General features: G+C 47.5%; 15 protein-coding genes and 1 riboswitch. Of the genes, 6 read left to right on the forward strand and 9 right to left on the reverse strand.

What is annotated here, in order from left to right:
• Window positions 1-35: 35 nt before the first annotated feature.
• Window positions 36-1898 (reverse strand): molecular chaperone HtpG, encoded by a 1863-nt coding sequence (gene htpG, locus B2751_RS14730; protein ID WP_290775473.1) that lies wholly within the window; start codon window positions 1896-1898, stop codon window positions 36-38.
• 82 nt (window positions 1899-1980) lie between these two features.
• The gene (locus tag B2751_RS14735) at window positions 1981-2850 is read right to left on the reverse strand and encodes a hypothetical protein (RefSeq protein WP_035411829.1); all 870 of its coding nucleotides are present in this window, start codon (window positions 2848-2850) and stop codon (window positions 1981-1983) included.
• Window positions 2851-2985: 135 nt separating this feature from the next.
• Here B2751_RS14735 and B2751_RS14740 point away from each other — a divergent pair, with 135 nt between their 5' ends.
• Both B2751_RS14740 and B2751_RS14745 read left to right on the forward strand, forming a co-directional pair.
• Entirely contained in the window at window positions 2986-3816 is an 831-nt protein-coding gene (locus tag B2751_RS14740) for an SDR family oxidoreductase (RefSeq protein WP_035411826.1), read from the forward strand.
• Window positions 3817-3956: 140 nt separating this feature from the next.
• On the forward strand, window positions 3957-5129 hold the full coding sequence (locus tag B2751_RS14745; RefSeq protein ID WP_052019146.1) for a M20 family metallopeptidase: 1173 nt from the start codon (window positions 3957-3959) through the stop codon (window positions 5127-5129).
• 77 nt (window positions 5130-5206) lie between these two features.
• Here B2751_RS14745 and B2751_RS14750 read toward each other — a convergent pair whose 3' ends face one another.
• Entirely contained in the window at window positions 5207-5554 is a 348-nt protein-coding gene (locus tag B2751_RS14750) for a hypothetical protein (protein WP_290753688.1), read from the reverse strand.
• A gap of 85 nt (window positions 5555-5639) precedes the next feature.
• Here B2751_RS14750 and B2751_RS14755 point away from each other — a divergent pair, with 85 nt between their 5' ends.
• Window positions 5640-6065, forward strand: coding sequence for a DUF1801 domain-containing protein (locus B2751_RS14755; RefSeq protein ID WP_290756015.1), 426 nt, complete (start codon window positions 5640-5642; stop codon window positions 6063-6065).
• Between the two features lie 52 nt (window positions 6066-6117).
• On the opposite strand, the gene B2751_RS14760 is transcribed toward B2751_RS14755, so the two are convergent.
• Both B2751_RS14760 and B2751_RS14765 read right to left on the reverse strand, forming a co-directional pair.
• A complete protein-coding gene (locus tag B2751_RS14760; RefSeq protein WP_035411817.1) occupies window positions 6118-7356 on the reverse strand; it encodes an MFS transporter in 1239 nt (412 codons plus the stop codon).
• 26 nt (window positions 7357-7382) lie between these two features.
• Window positions 7383-7838 carry a CBS domain-containing protein gene (locus tag B2751_RS14765; RefSeq protein ID WP_035411814.1) on the reverse strand — a complete coding sequence of 152 codons (456 nt, stop codon included), beginning with the start codon at window positions 7836-7838 and terminating at the stop codon, window positions 7383-7385.
• A 182-nt stretch (window positions 7839-8020) separates the two neighbouring features.
• On the opposite strand from B2751_RS14765, the gene B2751_RS14770 reads away from it, so the two are divergent.
• Window positions 8021-8443 carry a MarR family winged helix-turn-helix transcriptional regulator gene (locus B2751_RS14770; RefSeq protein ID WP_035411811.1) on the forward strand — a complete coding sequence of 141 codons (423 nt, stop codon included), beginning with the start codon at window positions 8021-8023 and terminating at the stop codon, window positions 8441-8443.
• 70 nt (window positions 8444-8513) lie between these two features.
• Here the strand turns inward: B2751_RS14770 and mmuM are convergent, their stop codons facing one another.
• The 4 genes from mmuM to B2751_RS14790 all read right to left on the reverse strand — a co-directional run bounded on the left by mmuM (window position 8514) and on the right by B2751_RS14790 (window position 13752).
• Window positions 8514-9446, reverse strand: coding sequence for a homocysteine S-methyltransferase (gene mmuM / locus B2751_RS14775; RefSeq protein WP_290775477.1), 933 nt, complete (start codon window positions 9444-9446; stop codon window positions 8514-8516).
• Window positions 9421-10824 carry an amino acid permease gene (locus B2751_RS14780; protein WP_290753703.1) on the reverse strand — a complete coding sequence of 468 codons (1404 nt, stop codon included), beginning with the start codon at window positions 10822-10824 and terminating at the stop codon, window positions 9421-9423. The genes mmuM and B2751_RS14780 overlap by 26 nt, the downstream gene beginning before the upstream one ends.
• 77 nt (window positions 10825-10901) lie before the next feature.
• Window positions 10902-11003: riboswitch (SAM riboswitch) on the reverse strand.
• A 109-nt stretch (window positions 11004-11112) separates the two neighbouring features.
• Complete coding sequence (locus B2751_RS14785; RefSeq protein ID WP_290775479.1) at window positions 11113-12633, reverse strand: polysaccharide pyruvyl transferase family protein; 1521 nt, start codon at window positions 12631-12633, stop codon at window positions 11113-11115.
• A gap of 204 nt (window positions 12634-12837) precedes the next feature.
• Entirely contained in the window at window positions 12838-13752 is a 915-nt protein-coding gene (locus B2751_RS14790; RefSeq protein ID WP_290775481.1) for a ketopantoate reductase family protein, read from the reverse strand.
• A 182-nt stretch (window positions 13753-13934) separates the two neighbouring features.
• On the opposite strand from B2751_RS14790, the gene B2751_RS14795 reads away from it, so the two are divergent.
• Window positions 13935-14651: a GntR family transcriptional regulator gene (locus B2751_RS14795; protein ID WP_290775482.1), complete on the forward strand. Its 717-nt coding sequence runs from the start codon at window positions 13935-13937 to the stop codon at window positions 14649-14651.
• The coding region (gene gntK, locus B2751_RS14800; protein WP_290775483.1) for a gluconokinase at window positions 14644-16026 on the forward strand (1383 nt) is incomplete at its 3' end. The genes B2751_RS14795 and gntK, both read left to right, overlap by 8 nt.

The following is a 16026-nucleotide window of genomic DNA, read 5'->3' on the forward strand; positions in this document are numbered from 1 at the left end:
TGACGCCATCCTCATACGGATAGCGTCATTTCAATTTAAACCATTAATAAACACACATCATTCGCGAATGCTACTGGATCCTCGAGTGGGAGTCCTTCGACAAGCAATGCTTGTTGATACATCAGTTTTGTATAGCGCTCAAATTTCGAACGGTCGTTTTGATAAGCTGATTCAAGAGATTTAAACACCAGGTGTGACGGGTTCAACTCGAGAATCTTGACCGCTTCTACCCCTTCATTATTCGGCATCGCTTTCAAGATTTTCTCCATCTCAATTGAGACGGCGCCGTCTGTCGCAAAGCAGACAGGATGCGATTTTAGACGCGTCGATGCTTTGACTTCCTTGACCTGTCCACTTAAGATCTCCTGCATCGCTTGGAACATTTCTACTTGTGCCTCTGTCGTCTCTGCTTCTTCTGCTTCGATTCCTAAGTCACTGCTCGTAACTGATTTGAATGTTTTCTCGTCATACGTCATCAGCATCTGAATCGCGAACTCATCGATCTCTTCCGTGAAGTACAAGATGTCATATCCTTTATCACGGACGAGCTCGGATTGCGGTAATTTATCCAAACGATTTGTGCTCTCACCAGCGGCGTAGTAGATATGCGCTTGGTCTTCCGGCATCGCTGCGACGTATTCTGCGAGCGTGATCAACTTCTTCTCCTTCGCTGAGTAGAAGAGGATCAGGTCCTGTACCTGTTCTTTATGCATGCCATAATCATTGTACATACCAAACTTCAGCTGACGTCCGAACGCTTGATAGAACGTTTCGTACTTCGCGCGATCTTCGCGCAAAAGTGCTTCGAGTTGTGTTTTAATTTTACTTTGGATATTTTTCGCGATCAGTTTCAATTGACGATCGTGTTGCAACAACTCACGCGAGATGTTAAGCGATAAGTCCTCCGAGTCGACCATTCCTTTGACGAAACTGAAGTGATCCGGCAACAAATCACTGCATTTTTCCATGATCAACACACCATTCGTGTAAAGCTCGAGTCCTTTTTCAAATTCTTTCGAATAATAATCGTACGGTGCCTGTTCCGGAATGAATAAGATCGATTGATAACGAACGGCGCCATCGACGCTGATATGAATGTGTTTTGCCGGTTTGTCAAAACCATACCGCTTCTCTTGGTAGAAATTCGCATAGTCTTCGTCTGTCAATTCTCGTTTGTTCTTCCGCCAGATCGGCACCATGCTGTTGATCGTCTTGACGACCTCGACCTCTTCCGTCTCATCACTGCCTTCGATCGGCTGACGTTCGAGTTCCTTCATCTCGATCGGATAACGGATGAAATCCGAGTATTTCTTGATGATGCTGCGCAGACGATACGTCTCGAGGTATTCGTCATACGATTCTTCTTCCTCGTTCGCCTTGATGTGGAGCGTAATCTCCGTTCCGACGGTTTCTTTGTCGACTTCCTCGATCGTATAACCTTCGACACCACGCGATTCCCATTTATAAGCGACTGCACTGCCGTACGGTTTCGTAACGACAGTGACGACGTCTGCGACCATGAAGGCAGAATAGAATCCGACACCGAATTGACCGATGATATCATGACCATCTTGTGCTTCATTCTCTGCCTTGAAGGCAAGCGACCCACTCTTTGCGATCGTACCGAGATTCTCTTCTAGTTCTTCCTTCGTCATTCCGATTCCCGTATCACGAATGATGAGTTGACGTGCTTCTTTATTTGGTTCGATCGTAATTTTGTAGTGTTCCTTTTCGAACGAAATCGTCTCGTCCGTCAATGCTTTGTAGTACATCTTATCCATGGCGTCACTAGCATTCGAGATCAATTCGCGCAGGAAAATCTCCTTATGCGTATAGATGGAATGAATCATCATCTCCAGCAATCGTTTTGATTCCGCCTTAAATTGTTTCGTTTCCATGCTCATTCTGCCTCCCTTTTTTAGCACTCAATCATACAGAGTGCTAATTCATCTCCTATTATTAGGGAGTTCGAAATATCTGTCAATCACCTTTTTCACTGTATGTCGCGACTTTTTCACGGACGATTTTTCCGATTTGACGTAAGTGTTCCGCTGACCCATAGGTGCCATGGCTGACGCCTTTTTCATCCTTTCGATTACCGAGACCGATGAACTGCTCACTCGGTTTGAAGTGGAGTCCGACGACGGGGACCTGAAATCGTGACGAGAAGCCGATTTGAAAAATCGCGTCTGGATAATCCGTTGGTCGATAGGTTGTCCAATCGATATCTGGTTCGAGCTTCGCAAATCGTTCCGTGTGTTCCTTACCGAGCAGGATGATTCCTTTTATCGAAAACAGTTCAAGCAGGCGTAACAAAAATGTCTGACCGAACGGACTATCTTCCAACACGCTGCGTTCTTTGATCGCTCCCATGTAGTGGTGCGTCGGAAACGGAAAAAAATCCAAGTGAATGACTGGATCAAACGTCTTTTCGTAAAACGACGCACCGAGTCCGTTCAAGAATCCTTCGAGCTTACCCCCACCTGGTCGACCGAACCAGGTCCGGTACACATTTGGTTGTTTAAAGTAACGATTGAAGCGCCGGATTGAATCTGTCAGCGTCTCCTCCTGCAGATAATCCTCCCATGACATCGACTTCGGACGAATAAAGAGCGGACCGGTCTCGTCGAATCGTAATGCGCCCGTCCGGTCTAAAAACTGCGTTCGGGATGGGTTCGTCGCGATCGTCACCCAACTGCTACGCGTCGCATCACCAAACCAAAGGACAGGTGTCGTTTGATCAATCAGTTGATCTGCGAACGCACTTTTCTCGAGCGTCATTTGATACTCGACAGCTTCCTGTAATAATTTTTTAGCAAGTTGCCATTGATCGGATGTCAGCGTTCTCATCTCCCTTTTTACAGCGATTATGCTGTTGTAGATGTACCCCTTATCTTCTATTACTAGACGCATCGATGGGTTTAATCTCCATTTCTCCGGGAATGTTTCATAAGGTGAACGATACGACTTAGGAGGGATTTAGCAATGGGTAGACTGGATCAAAAAATAGCTGTCATTACCGGCTCGGCAACAGGGATTGGACAAGCGACTGCGCTTGTATTCGCAGAACAAGGAGCAACGGTCGTTTGTGCCGATGTCTCACTTGAAAAAGCAAAACAAACAGTAGAACAGATTACACAACAAGGCGGGAAAGCGGAAGCCGTCCATGTCGACGTCTCAGACGTCGAGAGTGTTGAGCAACTTGCGAAGCATGTCAAAGAGACATACGGTACGGTCGACGTCCTCTTCAACAATGCCGGAATCGATGAACAAGGCGGGAAAGTCCACGAGTATCCAATCGATCTCTTCGACCGGATCATCGCTGTCGATTTACGCGGTACATTCCTCGTCAGTAAATTCTTGATTCCACTCATGCTGGATAACGGTGGTTCGATCATCAACACGTCATCGATGTCGGGTCGCGCAGCTGACTTGAACCGGTCTGGTTATAACGCGGCGAAAGGCGGGATCGCGAACTTCACTCGCGCGATGGCAATCGATTACGCGCGTCATGGTATTCGTGTCAATTCGTTATCGCCAGGAACGATTGAAACACCACTCATCGATACACTCGTCGGTGAAAAAGAAAAAGAACAAGGCAAACAGTTCCGCGATGCGAACGCCTGGATCACACCACTCGGTCGACTCGGTAAACCACGCGAGATGGCAACGGTCGCCCTCTTCCTTGCTTCTGACGACAGCTCATATGTCACAGGTGAGGACATCACGGCGGATGGCGGCATCATGGCTTATACATGGCCGGGAGAGATGTTAATCGATTCGAAGTGGAAAGACGAAGCAGAAAAAAGTGAATGAGCAATGCGCGGTGTAACCCTTTAGTTGCACCGCTTTTCTTTTACCTCAAGACGTTCAGTACCGTAAATTATTTTCTGAATTAGTTTACCTCCCTGAAGTATTTTTATCAGGGTACACTACAGGTAAAGGGGGAAAAATTCATGCAAACAGCGATTACTTACTTACAACGGTGTCTTCAAATTCCAAGTGTCAATCCGATGGACGGAGAAGAAGCCGTCGCACGTTACGTATACGATGTATTGGTCGATCATCAGATCTCGACAGAATGGATTGAAGTTTCACCAAAACGAATTTGTCTCGTCGCGACCGTCCCTGCGAGCGAGGATGTTTCACGTCCTGCCGTCCTCGGTCTATCTGGTCATCTCGATACGGTTCCAGTTCAAGAAGACGGCTGGACGAAAGATCCATATGGTGGCGAAATCGAAGACGGCCGCATCTATGGTCGTGGGGCTTCTGATATGAAATCAGGTGTCATGGCAATGGTGCAAGCACTGATTCAATATAGAGAACGTCAAGAACGACCAAACACTATCAAACTTCTGATTACATCCGATGAGGAGAATGGAATGACGGGTGCTCGTCATTTGACCGAACAAGGACACGCGGATGATTTAGACGCTTTACTGATTACAGAACCAACAAGTGGAATGATCGGTTATGCACAAAAAGGTGTCGTTGGGATCGAAGTGACATGTCGTGGGAAAAGTGCACACAGCTCTGCCCCTCAACTCGGACGTAATGCGATCGATGACGTCTATCGCGTCATCCAGGAAGTGAAGTCGGAACGCTTCTCGATTACAGCGAATCATCATCCGGCGCTTGGTCCAGTCGTTGCGTCGATCACCTCGATTTCAGGAGGCGAAGGACCGAACGTCGTTCCGAGTCAGGCTTCCTTTTATATGGATATCCGGACGATTCCCGGGTTCGGTCGAGCGGACGTTCTTGCTGCCTTTACAGCTATCGAGCGTCGTCTTGTAGCAGAAGATTCCGAGTTTGATATGAACGTGACCGTCATCAAGGATATTCCTTCTTGTGAAACCGATGAACAGGCGCCTTTCTTGCAACAGGTCGCGGATACGATGGAGCAGGTTAGCGGCGTGACACCACGAAAAATCGCTATTCCAGGTGGAACGGATGGTGCGATGTTCAGCCAAGCGAAAAAGTCATTTCCAATCGCAATCGCTTCATTCCATGATTTCCGTCTCGCACACCAAGTGGATGAATCGATTCCGTTATCCGAATATGAACAAACGATTGCGTTTTGCTTCAACTTGATCAACACACCATTACATCAATCGCTCCCATCACATTAAAAAAAGAAGGAACGACATTCGATATTGTAACCGAATGTCGTCCCTTCTTTTTGTGTTAGCGCCTTTCATCAGCTGATTCAGTAGACGCCAAGTTGTGCTAACGCCTCACTTAAATAACTTTGATCACTGCGAAACTGGTGACTCGTTTGTCCGTCAGACCAACTGATGAAGACACGACCAAGTCGGTCATAGCGTAAGCGGAGTCGAATTACTCCCTGCTCGAATACGACTTCACCGTGTAACGACTCATGGACGTGAGCAAAGTTACGGATGAACGCATCATATTGATTGAATGTAACTGAAAACTGGTGTTCACTATTCCGCCCTACCATCTGAATCGTTAGTTCTTCTTGCGTTGGATATACGTATAAGATGTCCCATGATACACTGCTTTCTTCTCCTCGAAACACGATACGATGCTTCATTCGATTTCCACCTCTGAGCCACAGGATATTTACTAGCACTTCTCGAAAGTAACCCATATCTTCTTCATCCGAAAGGAGTCTGCTTATGCCTGATACGCCAAAGACAGGTCCTACCGAACAGTCCGTTGATGCCTTTCTGGCACAAGTCGAACCGCCGCAACGTCAAGCAGATGGTATCACACTACGTCAGTTCTTCGAAGATGTCACGGGATATGAAGCCGTCCTTTGGGGTTCATCCTTGATTGGTTTTGGTTCCTACCATTACCGTTACGCCTCCGGCCGCGAGGGCGACAGCTTTTATGTCGGCTTTTCTCCGCGGAAGACGAACCTCGTCCTTTATCTCGCACTTGGTGAAGACGCAGTCTCAGAACGACTGCTTGCCAGTCTCGGTACGTATCGACGCGGTAAGTCCTGCATCTACGTCAAACGACTGACTGACATCGACTTAGGCATACTTCGGGAAATGATCGAGCACTCGATCCGCACGTTAAAAACCATGTACCCCTCTTGATTTCAATCAAAAACAGCCGAAGCGAATGCGCTTCGGCTGTCTTGTTATCGAATTAATGTCCGCCTTCCGTCCGGTCGATATGGCGAATGTGTTTGAGATTGACCCCGATGATGATGACGGATAAGAGGACGAAGCCACTTCCGACATAAAACGGTAGATTTGCGTTGAAGATTTCAGCCAATTTACCGGCCATGAATGGCGCGATGGCTGCCCCGAGAAAACGTAGGAAACTGTATGCCGCAGATGCTGTCGAACGTTCGACAGGTGCTGCATCCATGACAGCTGTCGTGATGAGCGTGTTGTTATTCCCAAGCACAGCTCCCGCCAAGATGACACAGACGATGACGACGGCTGGAGTTTCCGTGAAGATTCCCATTAAAAGAAGCAAGATCGCGAATGTGATCAACATCATGATCATCGCTTTGATCGTTCCGAACCATTGTTTCAGTTTCGGAGCCGTTAAGACTGATGTGATCGCAAGCAACATCCCCCAACCGAGGAAGACGAATCCGAGTCCTTTCGCTGGTAGTTTCATGACGAATGGTGCATAGGCCATGATCGTAAAGAAACCAACGTTATAAAGCGCCGCAACGATCCCGAGTGTCAAGAGCGAACGATGCTTCATCGCTTGGAACGGTGCTTTTAATGATAACTTTTGTTTTGGTGCAGCAGATGCTGCTGGTTTTGGCATCAAGAAGAGCAAGACGAGAAACGCGATGACCATGATTGTCGCAACACCCATGAATGGGGCGCGCCATGTGATCGAACCGAGTGTTCCGCCTAATAGCGGTCCAATCGAAATCCCAAGACCAACGGCTGCTTCATACAAAATGATGGCTTTTGCTGTTCCGCCTGACGACAGCGAAACGATCGCAGCCAGTGCGGTTGCGACGAACAAAGCGTTCCCAAGTCCCCATCCACCGCGTAACGCGACGAGCGTCCAAATGCTGTCTGCTTGTGAAGCAAAACCAGCAACAGTTGCGATGACGGCGATCCCGAGCATTAATGTTCCTTTTTGACCAATCCGTGATGAGATCGCGCCTGTAATTAACATCGCGAATGCCATGACGGCGTTATAACTTGTAAATAAGAGCGTTACTTCACTTTTGGACGCTTCTAAATTCTCGGCAATCGTCGGTAACACGGGATTGACGAGTCCCATTCCCATGAATGCTGTAATACTGGCGAAAAAGACTGCCCAAACAGCAACCGGTTGATGGAATAATCCATGTTTGCTTTCCGCTAATACCGTTTCCGGCTCAAGCGTCGTTGTTTTTTCAGCAAGTGCCATAGTGTCCCTTCTTTCTATTGAATGTATTATATGAACTGTTTAAACGAATGGCGGATGACGTCGCCTCGACTAATGATCCCAACAAGACGTCCTGCCTTAAGGATTGGAAGCTTTTTGATCCGTTTTGAACCGAGCGTTGCTGCAATCTCTTCCATTTCTGTGTCAGCGTCCGCTGTTACAACCTTCCGGCGTGCAAGTTCCATGACAGGTCGATTCAAGATATGACGAATTCGATCTTCATAATCTTCTTCGTCTCCTTTGATGACATCTACATATAAGAATGTATCGACGATGATGTCCTTGTGTTTTCCGATCGCTCGCATGATATCTCCGTCACTGATATAACCGACGACCTCTTGCTCGGCATTGATGACGGGTACGCCGCTAATACCAGATTGAATGAATCGTTCGATGACCGTACGAATCAGATCTGTATCGTTTACCGTAATGACCTCTTGTTTCATCGACTCATAAGCTTTCATCTGAATTCTCCTTTGTCGTTCGTTTCTCATCTACGAAAGTTGTATGATACAATTAAAAGAACAAAAATGATTGTATAATACAACTACAACTCTGTCAAGTCTCCTGCTTTTCGCATTGACAGCTTATCCACATTGGGTAATCATGAGGGACAGAGAGACTTTTTTGAAAGGGGAGATACCCGATGTCTCAACAATCACTCGAAACCATTGAACTCGAGTTAGCGATCCTGATCCGGCGTTTAACGACGGCGACGGCAGACAATCGTAATTTGGACCGTGCTTCTTATCTCTTACTGCGACAATTAGCGGATTCCGGCAACGTCGGTGTTAAAACACTTGCCCGTGAACTTCAGCTCGATGTCTCGACCGTCAGTCGCCAAGCAGCGGCACTCGATCAGAAGCAACTCGTTGAAAAAGTAAAAGATCCGACAGATGGGCGAGCCTTCTTCTATCATATTACAGATAAAGGACAACAAGAACTCACCATCTACCGAACCGCACGTCTCGCGAGCATCGAACGTCTACTGACAGACTGGCCAGCGGATGATGCAGAAGATTTCGGACGCCTATTGCAACAATTCAATCGCGCCTTGCGCGAACGGTAATGGAATCACACCATTAAAAAAACGGACGCGAAATCGATTGATTTCGTGTCCGTTTTTTCGTCATCATTCATCACGTATGAGAAACCTGGCAAACCGAACGAATTTGCGCGATATGTTCCGGTGAAGTTCTACAACAACCGCCAATCAATCGTGCTCCAGCTTCATACCATGTCTTTGCGATGGCTTGGAACGACGTGCACTGATTCGTACCCGACCACGTCTTTGCGACCGGATCATAGACTTCACCGGAGTTCGGATAGACGATGATTGGAACACTCGTCAACGTCTTAACGTGACGGATGAAGTCGGTCGCGTAGGATGCTGGAAAACAATTTGCACCGATTGCTGCAAGTTGCGGATGCTGTCCGATTGTCTCGATGCATATCGCAAGCGGTGTTCCCTCACTGATGTGCGTCGCATCTTGAAGCGAGAACGTCAGCCAAGCAGATACTTCCGGGAACGCTTCGAGAATCCCGAACAACACGACAGCTTCCTCAAGCGACGGAATCGTCTCGAATGCCAGCAGATCAGCCCCCGCTTCAATCAATGCTTCGATGCGCGGTCTGTGGAAGGCTTCTAGCACATCTGCTGACACACCATAATGACCGCGATACTCAGAACCATCTGCTAAGTAGGCACCATAAGGACCAACTGATCCCGCGATCAATGCGGCACTCTTTCCGCTACGCGTCCGTGCATCTTGCGCTAAGGTAACCGTTTGTCGAATTAACGCTTGTGCTTCCTCGGTCGTGATGTGACGTTGCTTGAATCCTTCGATACTTGCTTGATAGCTTGAGGTGATCGCAACATCGGCGCCCACTTCAAAGTAATCGTGATGGACACGCTCAATCTGTTCCGGTGCTTCGATTAAGAGGCGTGCTGACCAGAGTGGATCGTTCAGGTCGAATCCCTTTTGTTCGAGTTCAGTCGCAAGCGCACCATCTAAAATTAGGAAAGGAACTTCCTGTAATCGTTGATCAACTGGATTTTTGATTCGGGACATCTTCAACACTCCGTTTCTGAGAAGAATTCGTGAACGCATGAACGACATAACAGATCACGATGAATGGGATACCGCAATACAAGGCGACTCGTTGCGTCGGATCAAATCCGATACCAATCAGGGAAATCAAACAGACGACGAAAGCGGCGATCGGTACCAATGGAAAGAGTGGTGTACGATAGACCAATTCGTCGACCGTATGCCCTTCGCGGAGGAATTGTTTCCGGAAGCGATACTGCGCAACGCTGATACTCATCCAGACGACGACGACAGCAAGGCCGGAAATCGAGACGAGCGCAATATAGACACTTCCTGCTGCATAGATGCTAGACAGCAAAGCAAGTCCTCCGCCAAGCATGCTGAACAATACAGCTCGTAGTGGAACCCCACTTGGTGTCACCTGGGCGAAGAAACGCGGAATCATGCGTTCGTTCGCAAGCGACCAAAGCATCCGGGAGGCAGCGTAAAGCCCAGAGTTCGCTGCCGACAAGATCGCTGTCAGAATGACGAAGTTCATCACGTCTGCCGCATACGGAATTCCGATTCGTTCGAACACGGCAACGAACGGACTTTCGAGCACGCCCTTCCCTTCCGTTGGCAATAAGACGGCTAATACGATGATCGTACCGACGAAAAAGAGAACGAGTCGCAAAATCGTTGTTCGGATCGCAAGCGGAATCGTCCGCTTCGGATCGACCGCTTCACCCGCTGCGACGCCGATCAATTCCGTTCCTGAGTAAGCAAAGTTCACAGCAAGCATCGTCATGAAGATCGCAAATGCCCCATTTGGAAACAATCCTCCTTCCGTTAAGGAAGAAAAGAATGGTGCTGGGCTACCATCTTGTAATGGGATGAAGCCAACGATGGCTCCCGCACCAAGTAAAATGAACGCAATGATCGTTACGACCTTAATGGCGGAGAACCAAAACTCGACTTCAGCAAATACGCGGACCTTCAAGACGTTGATACCAAGGATCATCGCAGCGAATAATGCACTGAACACCCAGACTGGAATCGACGGGAACCAACGTTGCATTAAAATGCCTGCTGCCGTGAATTCTGAACCAAGGGCGACCGTCCACGTCAGCCAGTAGAGCCAGGCCACCGTATAACCGGTACCGGGTCCGATATACTTCGTTGCGTACTTATGGAATGATCCGGTTTCCGGCATGTGTACAGCGAGTTCGCCAAGACTTAGCATGACTAAGTAGACGACGACGGCTCCGATCAAATACGACAAAATCGTTCCGACACGTCCCGCTTGTTCCAACGTATAACCTGTACTTAAAAATAATCCTGTTCCAATGACGCCTCCTAACGACAGCATGATCAGATGACGTGATTCCATCTTGCGTCGAAACGCTCCGCTCGTTTTCATGAATCCATTTCCTCCTCGTTCCACCTATTTCAAACAAAAAACGCATCCTCACGGATGCGTCGGTCGACAATTCGGAAATCTTATCGATCGGGTGCAACACCCGCAGGAATTAGCACAGTATCTTTCGACCTGTTGCTGAGGTTTCATAGGGCCAGTCCCTCCACCTCTCTGGATAAGTATGTAATTGTTCCTAACCCTATCAAGCCTTTTCCGAATTGTCAACACAATTCAGAATACTCCTACCAAAAAAACATTCCGTATCGTAATGACCCGGAATGTTAGAACACTTTATTTTTTTGCGAATAGATCCGCTGTCTTTAAGGCTGCCCGAACCGCTTTTCGGTTCAATGTCCCTTGCTGGTGCTTCATTTTCTTCGTTTGGGCAGCCAGTTGCGCTTTGAGCGCCGCAATTTCCTGATCTTTTTGAGTCGTCGTTGTTTGTTTCTGCAATGCTTTGATTTTCTTATCTTTTTCGGCCAATTGCGCTTTTGCCTGTTTTTGCGCATCCGCGATTTTTTTATCTTTTTCGGCTAATTTCTCTTTTGCCTTTATTTGTGTATCTGCGATTTTTTTCTCTTGTTCTGGGAAGAACCGTTCGAAACGGGCGACTGCTTCTTCGAGACTCACGCCAGAAATCGGTTGAACCGGTGGAAGTAGTTCCGCTTGCGCCATTTGACGGTCAAACGGCACATTCTCAGGATAATTCGTCTCTTGGTAAATGTGTTCAAGATCATTCACGTTCAAGAAATCAACGAAGTTGTCGAAGTTACGTGCTTGAACACGTGCCGGACTTTGGAAATCAGCATTGGCTACGACGTCGGATAATTGTGTATCCGCTTTGATGTCGTTCGCCCAAATATGCGTCAACTGATGATAATCCGTTAGTTCGCGCATTCGTGCATCCTTTGGAATGAGGATACTCGGCGTACCCGCAAGCGTTGCTGTGATATTTCCATGCAAGCGCGCACCAAAACTGAGGTCTGCCTGCCCGATGAAATCGAACCATGTTTGTGCGTTCAAGAAGAAACGAACACGATCGTTCATGTAAGCAGGATCCGACATCTTCACCGGATAGTTCGTCACGGACAAATCTGCGATCGGATGCGTTCCTGTATACGTCAATTTCAGTTCCTTCATCCATTGGGGAATGAAGTAATGATTCGGATACTCTTCCATTCCGCGCGTAATGAAATCAAGAACATTTTGTGGTGCTAAACGTGACGAGTTGACCGTAATCATCGACTCGGGCGTAATGTTCGTTTCACGAATATGTAAGTCGCGACCAAACGCGTACATCGAAGGACATCCGATGACACGATGATCAATGCCTTCGCGAAAACCAAGACGCGTCAAGTATTTCGACGTGATTTCCCCACGAAGACCAAGCATGCTTGAGCGCTCAAGTACAGCGCTGACGAATGCTTTGACATCTTCATCGAACGGGAATCCGCCGTCTAGATCTGGTTCAAACGGTGCACGTAAGCCTACACCGATGACGACGACTGGAATTTTTAATTTCTTGATAAGGCGGGTGTACTTCCGCAACGTCGGTACGAATTCTTTTCGGAATGCATCCGCTAACGGAATGACATAAAGATCAAAGTTGGCATTGATTTCGTCCGCCCGTTCTTCATCGTAATAGTAATAGTCCGGTGTAATCGTCGTACCTTCTGTCATCAACGTCCGAAAGATACTGTATTGATAAATGAGATTTCCAACGTTTCCTCCAATGGAATTATGTTTCATCAAATAAGGAGCATCGAACTGTTCGAATGGTGTCATACCTGCACGAATAATAATACGTTTCATAATGGATAAACTTCCCCTCTCGTCTGCTTCATTCGTCCTTGCAAGAAAAAATGCGGAAAAATATATTATCACTTTTTTTCAATCTCATTAACAATAGATGAACTTTATTTCGGAAGTCAACGATTCCTAGGGGAAACAGGTCTTTCGTCATCAAAACGAAACATTTGTACTACTCCATTATTTTTCTAAAATAGAAAAATGTAACTATTTAATCGTTCTAAGATACATGCGTAAGTTTGCTTCGACTAATTTTAAAGCTCTGAACCGTTCTGTCGAAGTAGGTTTTAACAAGGCGCTGAAAAAATGTTCCACTTCGACTGGCTGACCTTTTTCCATATCGCGCAACATCGACGATTTCATCGTATCTTCCATCGCATGCATCTGCTTCAATAGCACCGTTTCTGTATCGTCATTGAAGACCGCGCCCTGTTCTTCCATCGCCTGTTTCGCTTCGTTCATGACGTCTACAATCATCTGACGCCCGACAGCTTCTTCCCGAATCGAACCAATCGCTGAACGAAATAGCGTCGTCACACCCGCAAATGTCGAAATGAAAAGATACTTTTGCCACATGTCATCCATGATATGCATCGAGTACGCCATCGGTGCCTTCGCTTTCGCAAAACGTGTTGCGATCTCCTGCAAACGAGCTGTTGGTTTGCCGGTTCGTGAGCCAAACAACAGTCGATGTGACGGACTCGTCTGTAAAATGCGTCCTTCTGCATCAAGCGTCGATTCAATGAAGCAAAGACCGCCCAGTACACGCTCTTCTCCGAAGACTTCTGTTAACCGACGAATATGTTGCATGCCATTCAATAAAGGAATGATATACGTCTCGTTCGAAACGAATGGCGTAAGATCCTTTAAGACATCATCTAAGTGATAGGCTTTCGTCGAAAGCAAAACGACATCAAATACGTGATCCGGTCGCATGTCTCGTGTCACTAACTGAGGCGTGATCGTGATATCGCCATGAGGACTAGTGATCTGTAGACCTGTTTTTTGTAATTGTTCATATCGCTTCGGACGGACGAGAAAGGTCACCTGTTCACCTTGCTCAGCAAGACGGCCCCCGAAATAACCTCCGACTGCTCCTGCACCTACAACTAAAATGTTCATATGTACTATCTCCTCCTTACCCGTTCTGGTTATTGATTACTCCTTCACCCTAACATATTTGGAACCGATTTCCTGATTGCCAGTTGAATCTCTAAGATTTAAGTGAAGCGTTTGCATTTTAGAGAAAAACGTATATACTAACTTGTATACAAGTATACTCACTCTAGAAATCAGGTGATTTTATGTCAGAACTGTTATACCCCTTGAAGTGGTTGTCAAAAGCTTCTGCCGGAGATCGTGTCGCGCACGAACTACGAATGCGGATCATTTCAGGAAAAATTGAAAGCGGTACCATCTTATCCGAAAACAAAATAGCCTCTGATTTTTCAGTCAGTCGCTCACCTGTCCGTGACGCGTTAAAGGTGCTTGCAGCCGAACAGTTGATTCGTCTCGAACGAATGGGAGCGGTCGTCGTCGGTTTATCCGAGCGCGACATTCAAGAAATCTATGATGTCCGGTTACTCATCGAAACGTTCGTCTTCGAGCGACTTGTTAAGGTCGAACGGGCAGAACTCGTCCGTGAACTCAGCAAAATTCTCGAAATGATGAAGGTTGCCATCAAATATAAGGATGCTGATGAATTCTCTTTCCAAGACGTACTGTTTCATGAAACGATCATCCGCTCGATCGATCATGGGTATGTCAGCATGATTTGGCAAAATCTCAAACCAGTCATGGAAAGTTTCATCCTCCTATCAATGCGGGTACGATTCGAGGAAGACATCGAAGACTTTGAACGCATCCTCGCGAACCATGCCTTGTATATCGAAGCGATCGAGACAGGAGATCGTGAACGGATGGTTGCTTCCTTACATCAGAACTTTGATGATGTTCAGGAAGTCGAAGATCTCTGGAAAACGCAACGAATGATGTCGAAAGGAGTCGATTCACATGACTGAATACATGTTAGGCGTCGATATCGGAACGACGAGTACGAAAGCAGTCTTATTTACGACAAAAGGAGAGGTCATCGGACAAACGAACGTCGGTTACCCACTCCACACACCGAACCGTTCGACGGCGGAACAGGATCCGGAAGAAATTTTTGATGCCGTACTCGAATCCATCCGATTGATCACAAAACGTCATCCGAGCATGCCACCGAAGTTCGTCGCGTTCAGTAGTGCCATGCACAGTTTGATTGCGATGGACGCACAACATCAACCGTTGACTGCCTGCATCACATGGGCGGACAGTCGGAGTGAAGCATGGTCGAACAAGATTAAGGAACAATATGGTCTCTCGATCTATCACCGGACCGGGACACCGATTCATCCGATGTCACCGCTTAGCAAAATCAGTTGGCTCGTCGAAGATCGTCCGGAGCTCCACGCTCAAACGAAAAAGTATGTCGGGATCAAGGAGTTCGTGTTCCAAAGACTGTTCGGAACATATGTCATCGACCACTCTCTCGCTTCAGCAACTGGTCTCTTTAATATTCATGAATTAGGTTGGGATACGGGCGCACTGCATGTCGCAGGTATCGATGCAAGCTATTTATCGGAACCCGTACCGACAACGACGTCATGTACCGGACTTAATACTGATTACGCACGACAAATGGGACTATCCGTCGATACGCCGTTCTTAGTTGGTGCCAGTGATGGTGTCCTCTCCAATTTAGGTGTCAACGCGATTCGCAAAGGGGAAATCGCGATCACGATCGGAACGAGCGGTGCCATCCGAACGATCATTGATCGTCCACAGACGGATGAAAAAGGACGAACGTTCTGTTACGCACTGACCGAGGACCACTGGGTCATCGGCGGCCCCGTCAATAACGGAGGAATGGTCTTACGGTGGATTCGTGACGAACTTGCTTCAGCAGAAGTCGAGACAGCAAAACGCCTCGGCATCGATCCGTATGCTGTCCTGACGAAGATTGCCGAACGCGTCCGCCCGGGGTCCGACGGTCTGTTGTTCCATCCTTACTTGTCCGGTGAACGAGCACCGCTATGGAATCCGGACGTCAGCGGTTCATTCTTCGGTTTGACGCTCTCACACAAAAAAGAGCACATGATCCGGGCAGCACTAGAAGGCGTCATCTACAATCTGTATACCGTCTTCCTCGCACTCGTCGAATGCATGGATGGTCCTGTGACGCGGATTCAGGCAACCGGTGGATTTGCCCGGTCTGAAGTCTGGCGCCAAATGATGGCGGACATCTTTGAGTCGGAAGTCGTCATTCCGGAAAGTTTCGAAAGTTCATGTCTTGGCGCTTGTATTCTCGGACTGTATGCGACAGGGGAAATCGATTCGTTCGAAGTCGTATCC

It is taken from the genome of Exiguobacterium sp. UBA6282 (assembly GCF_002440475.1).
Taxonomy (GTDB): Bacteria; Bacillota; Bacilli; order Exiguobacteriales; family Exiguobacteriaceae; genus Exiguobacterium_A.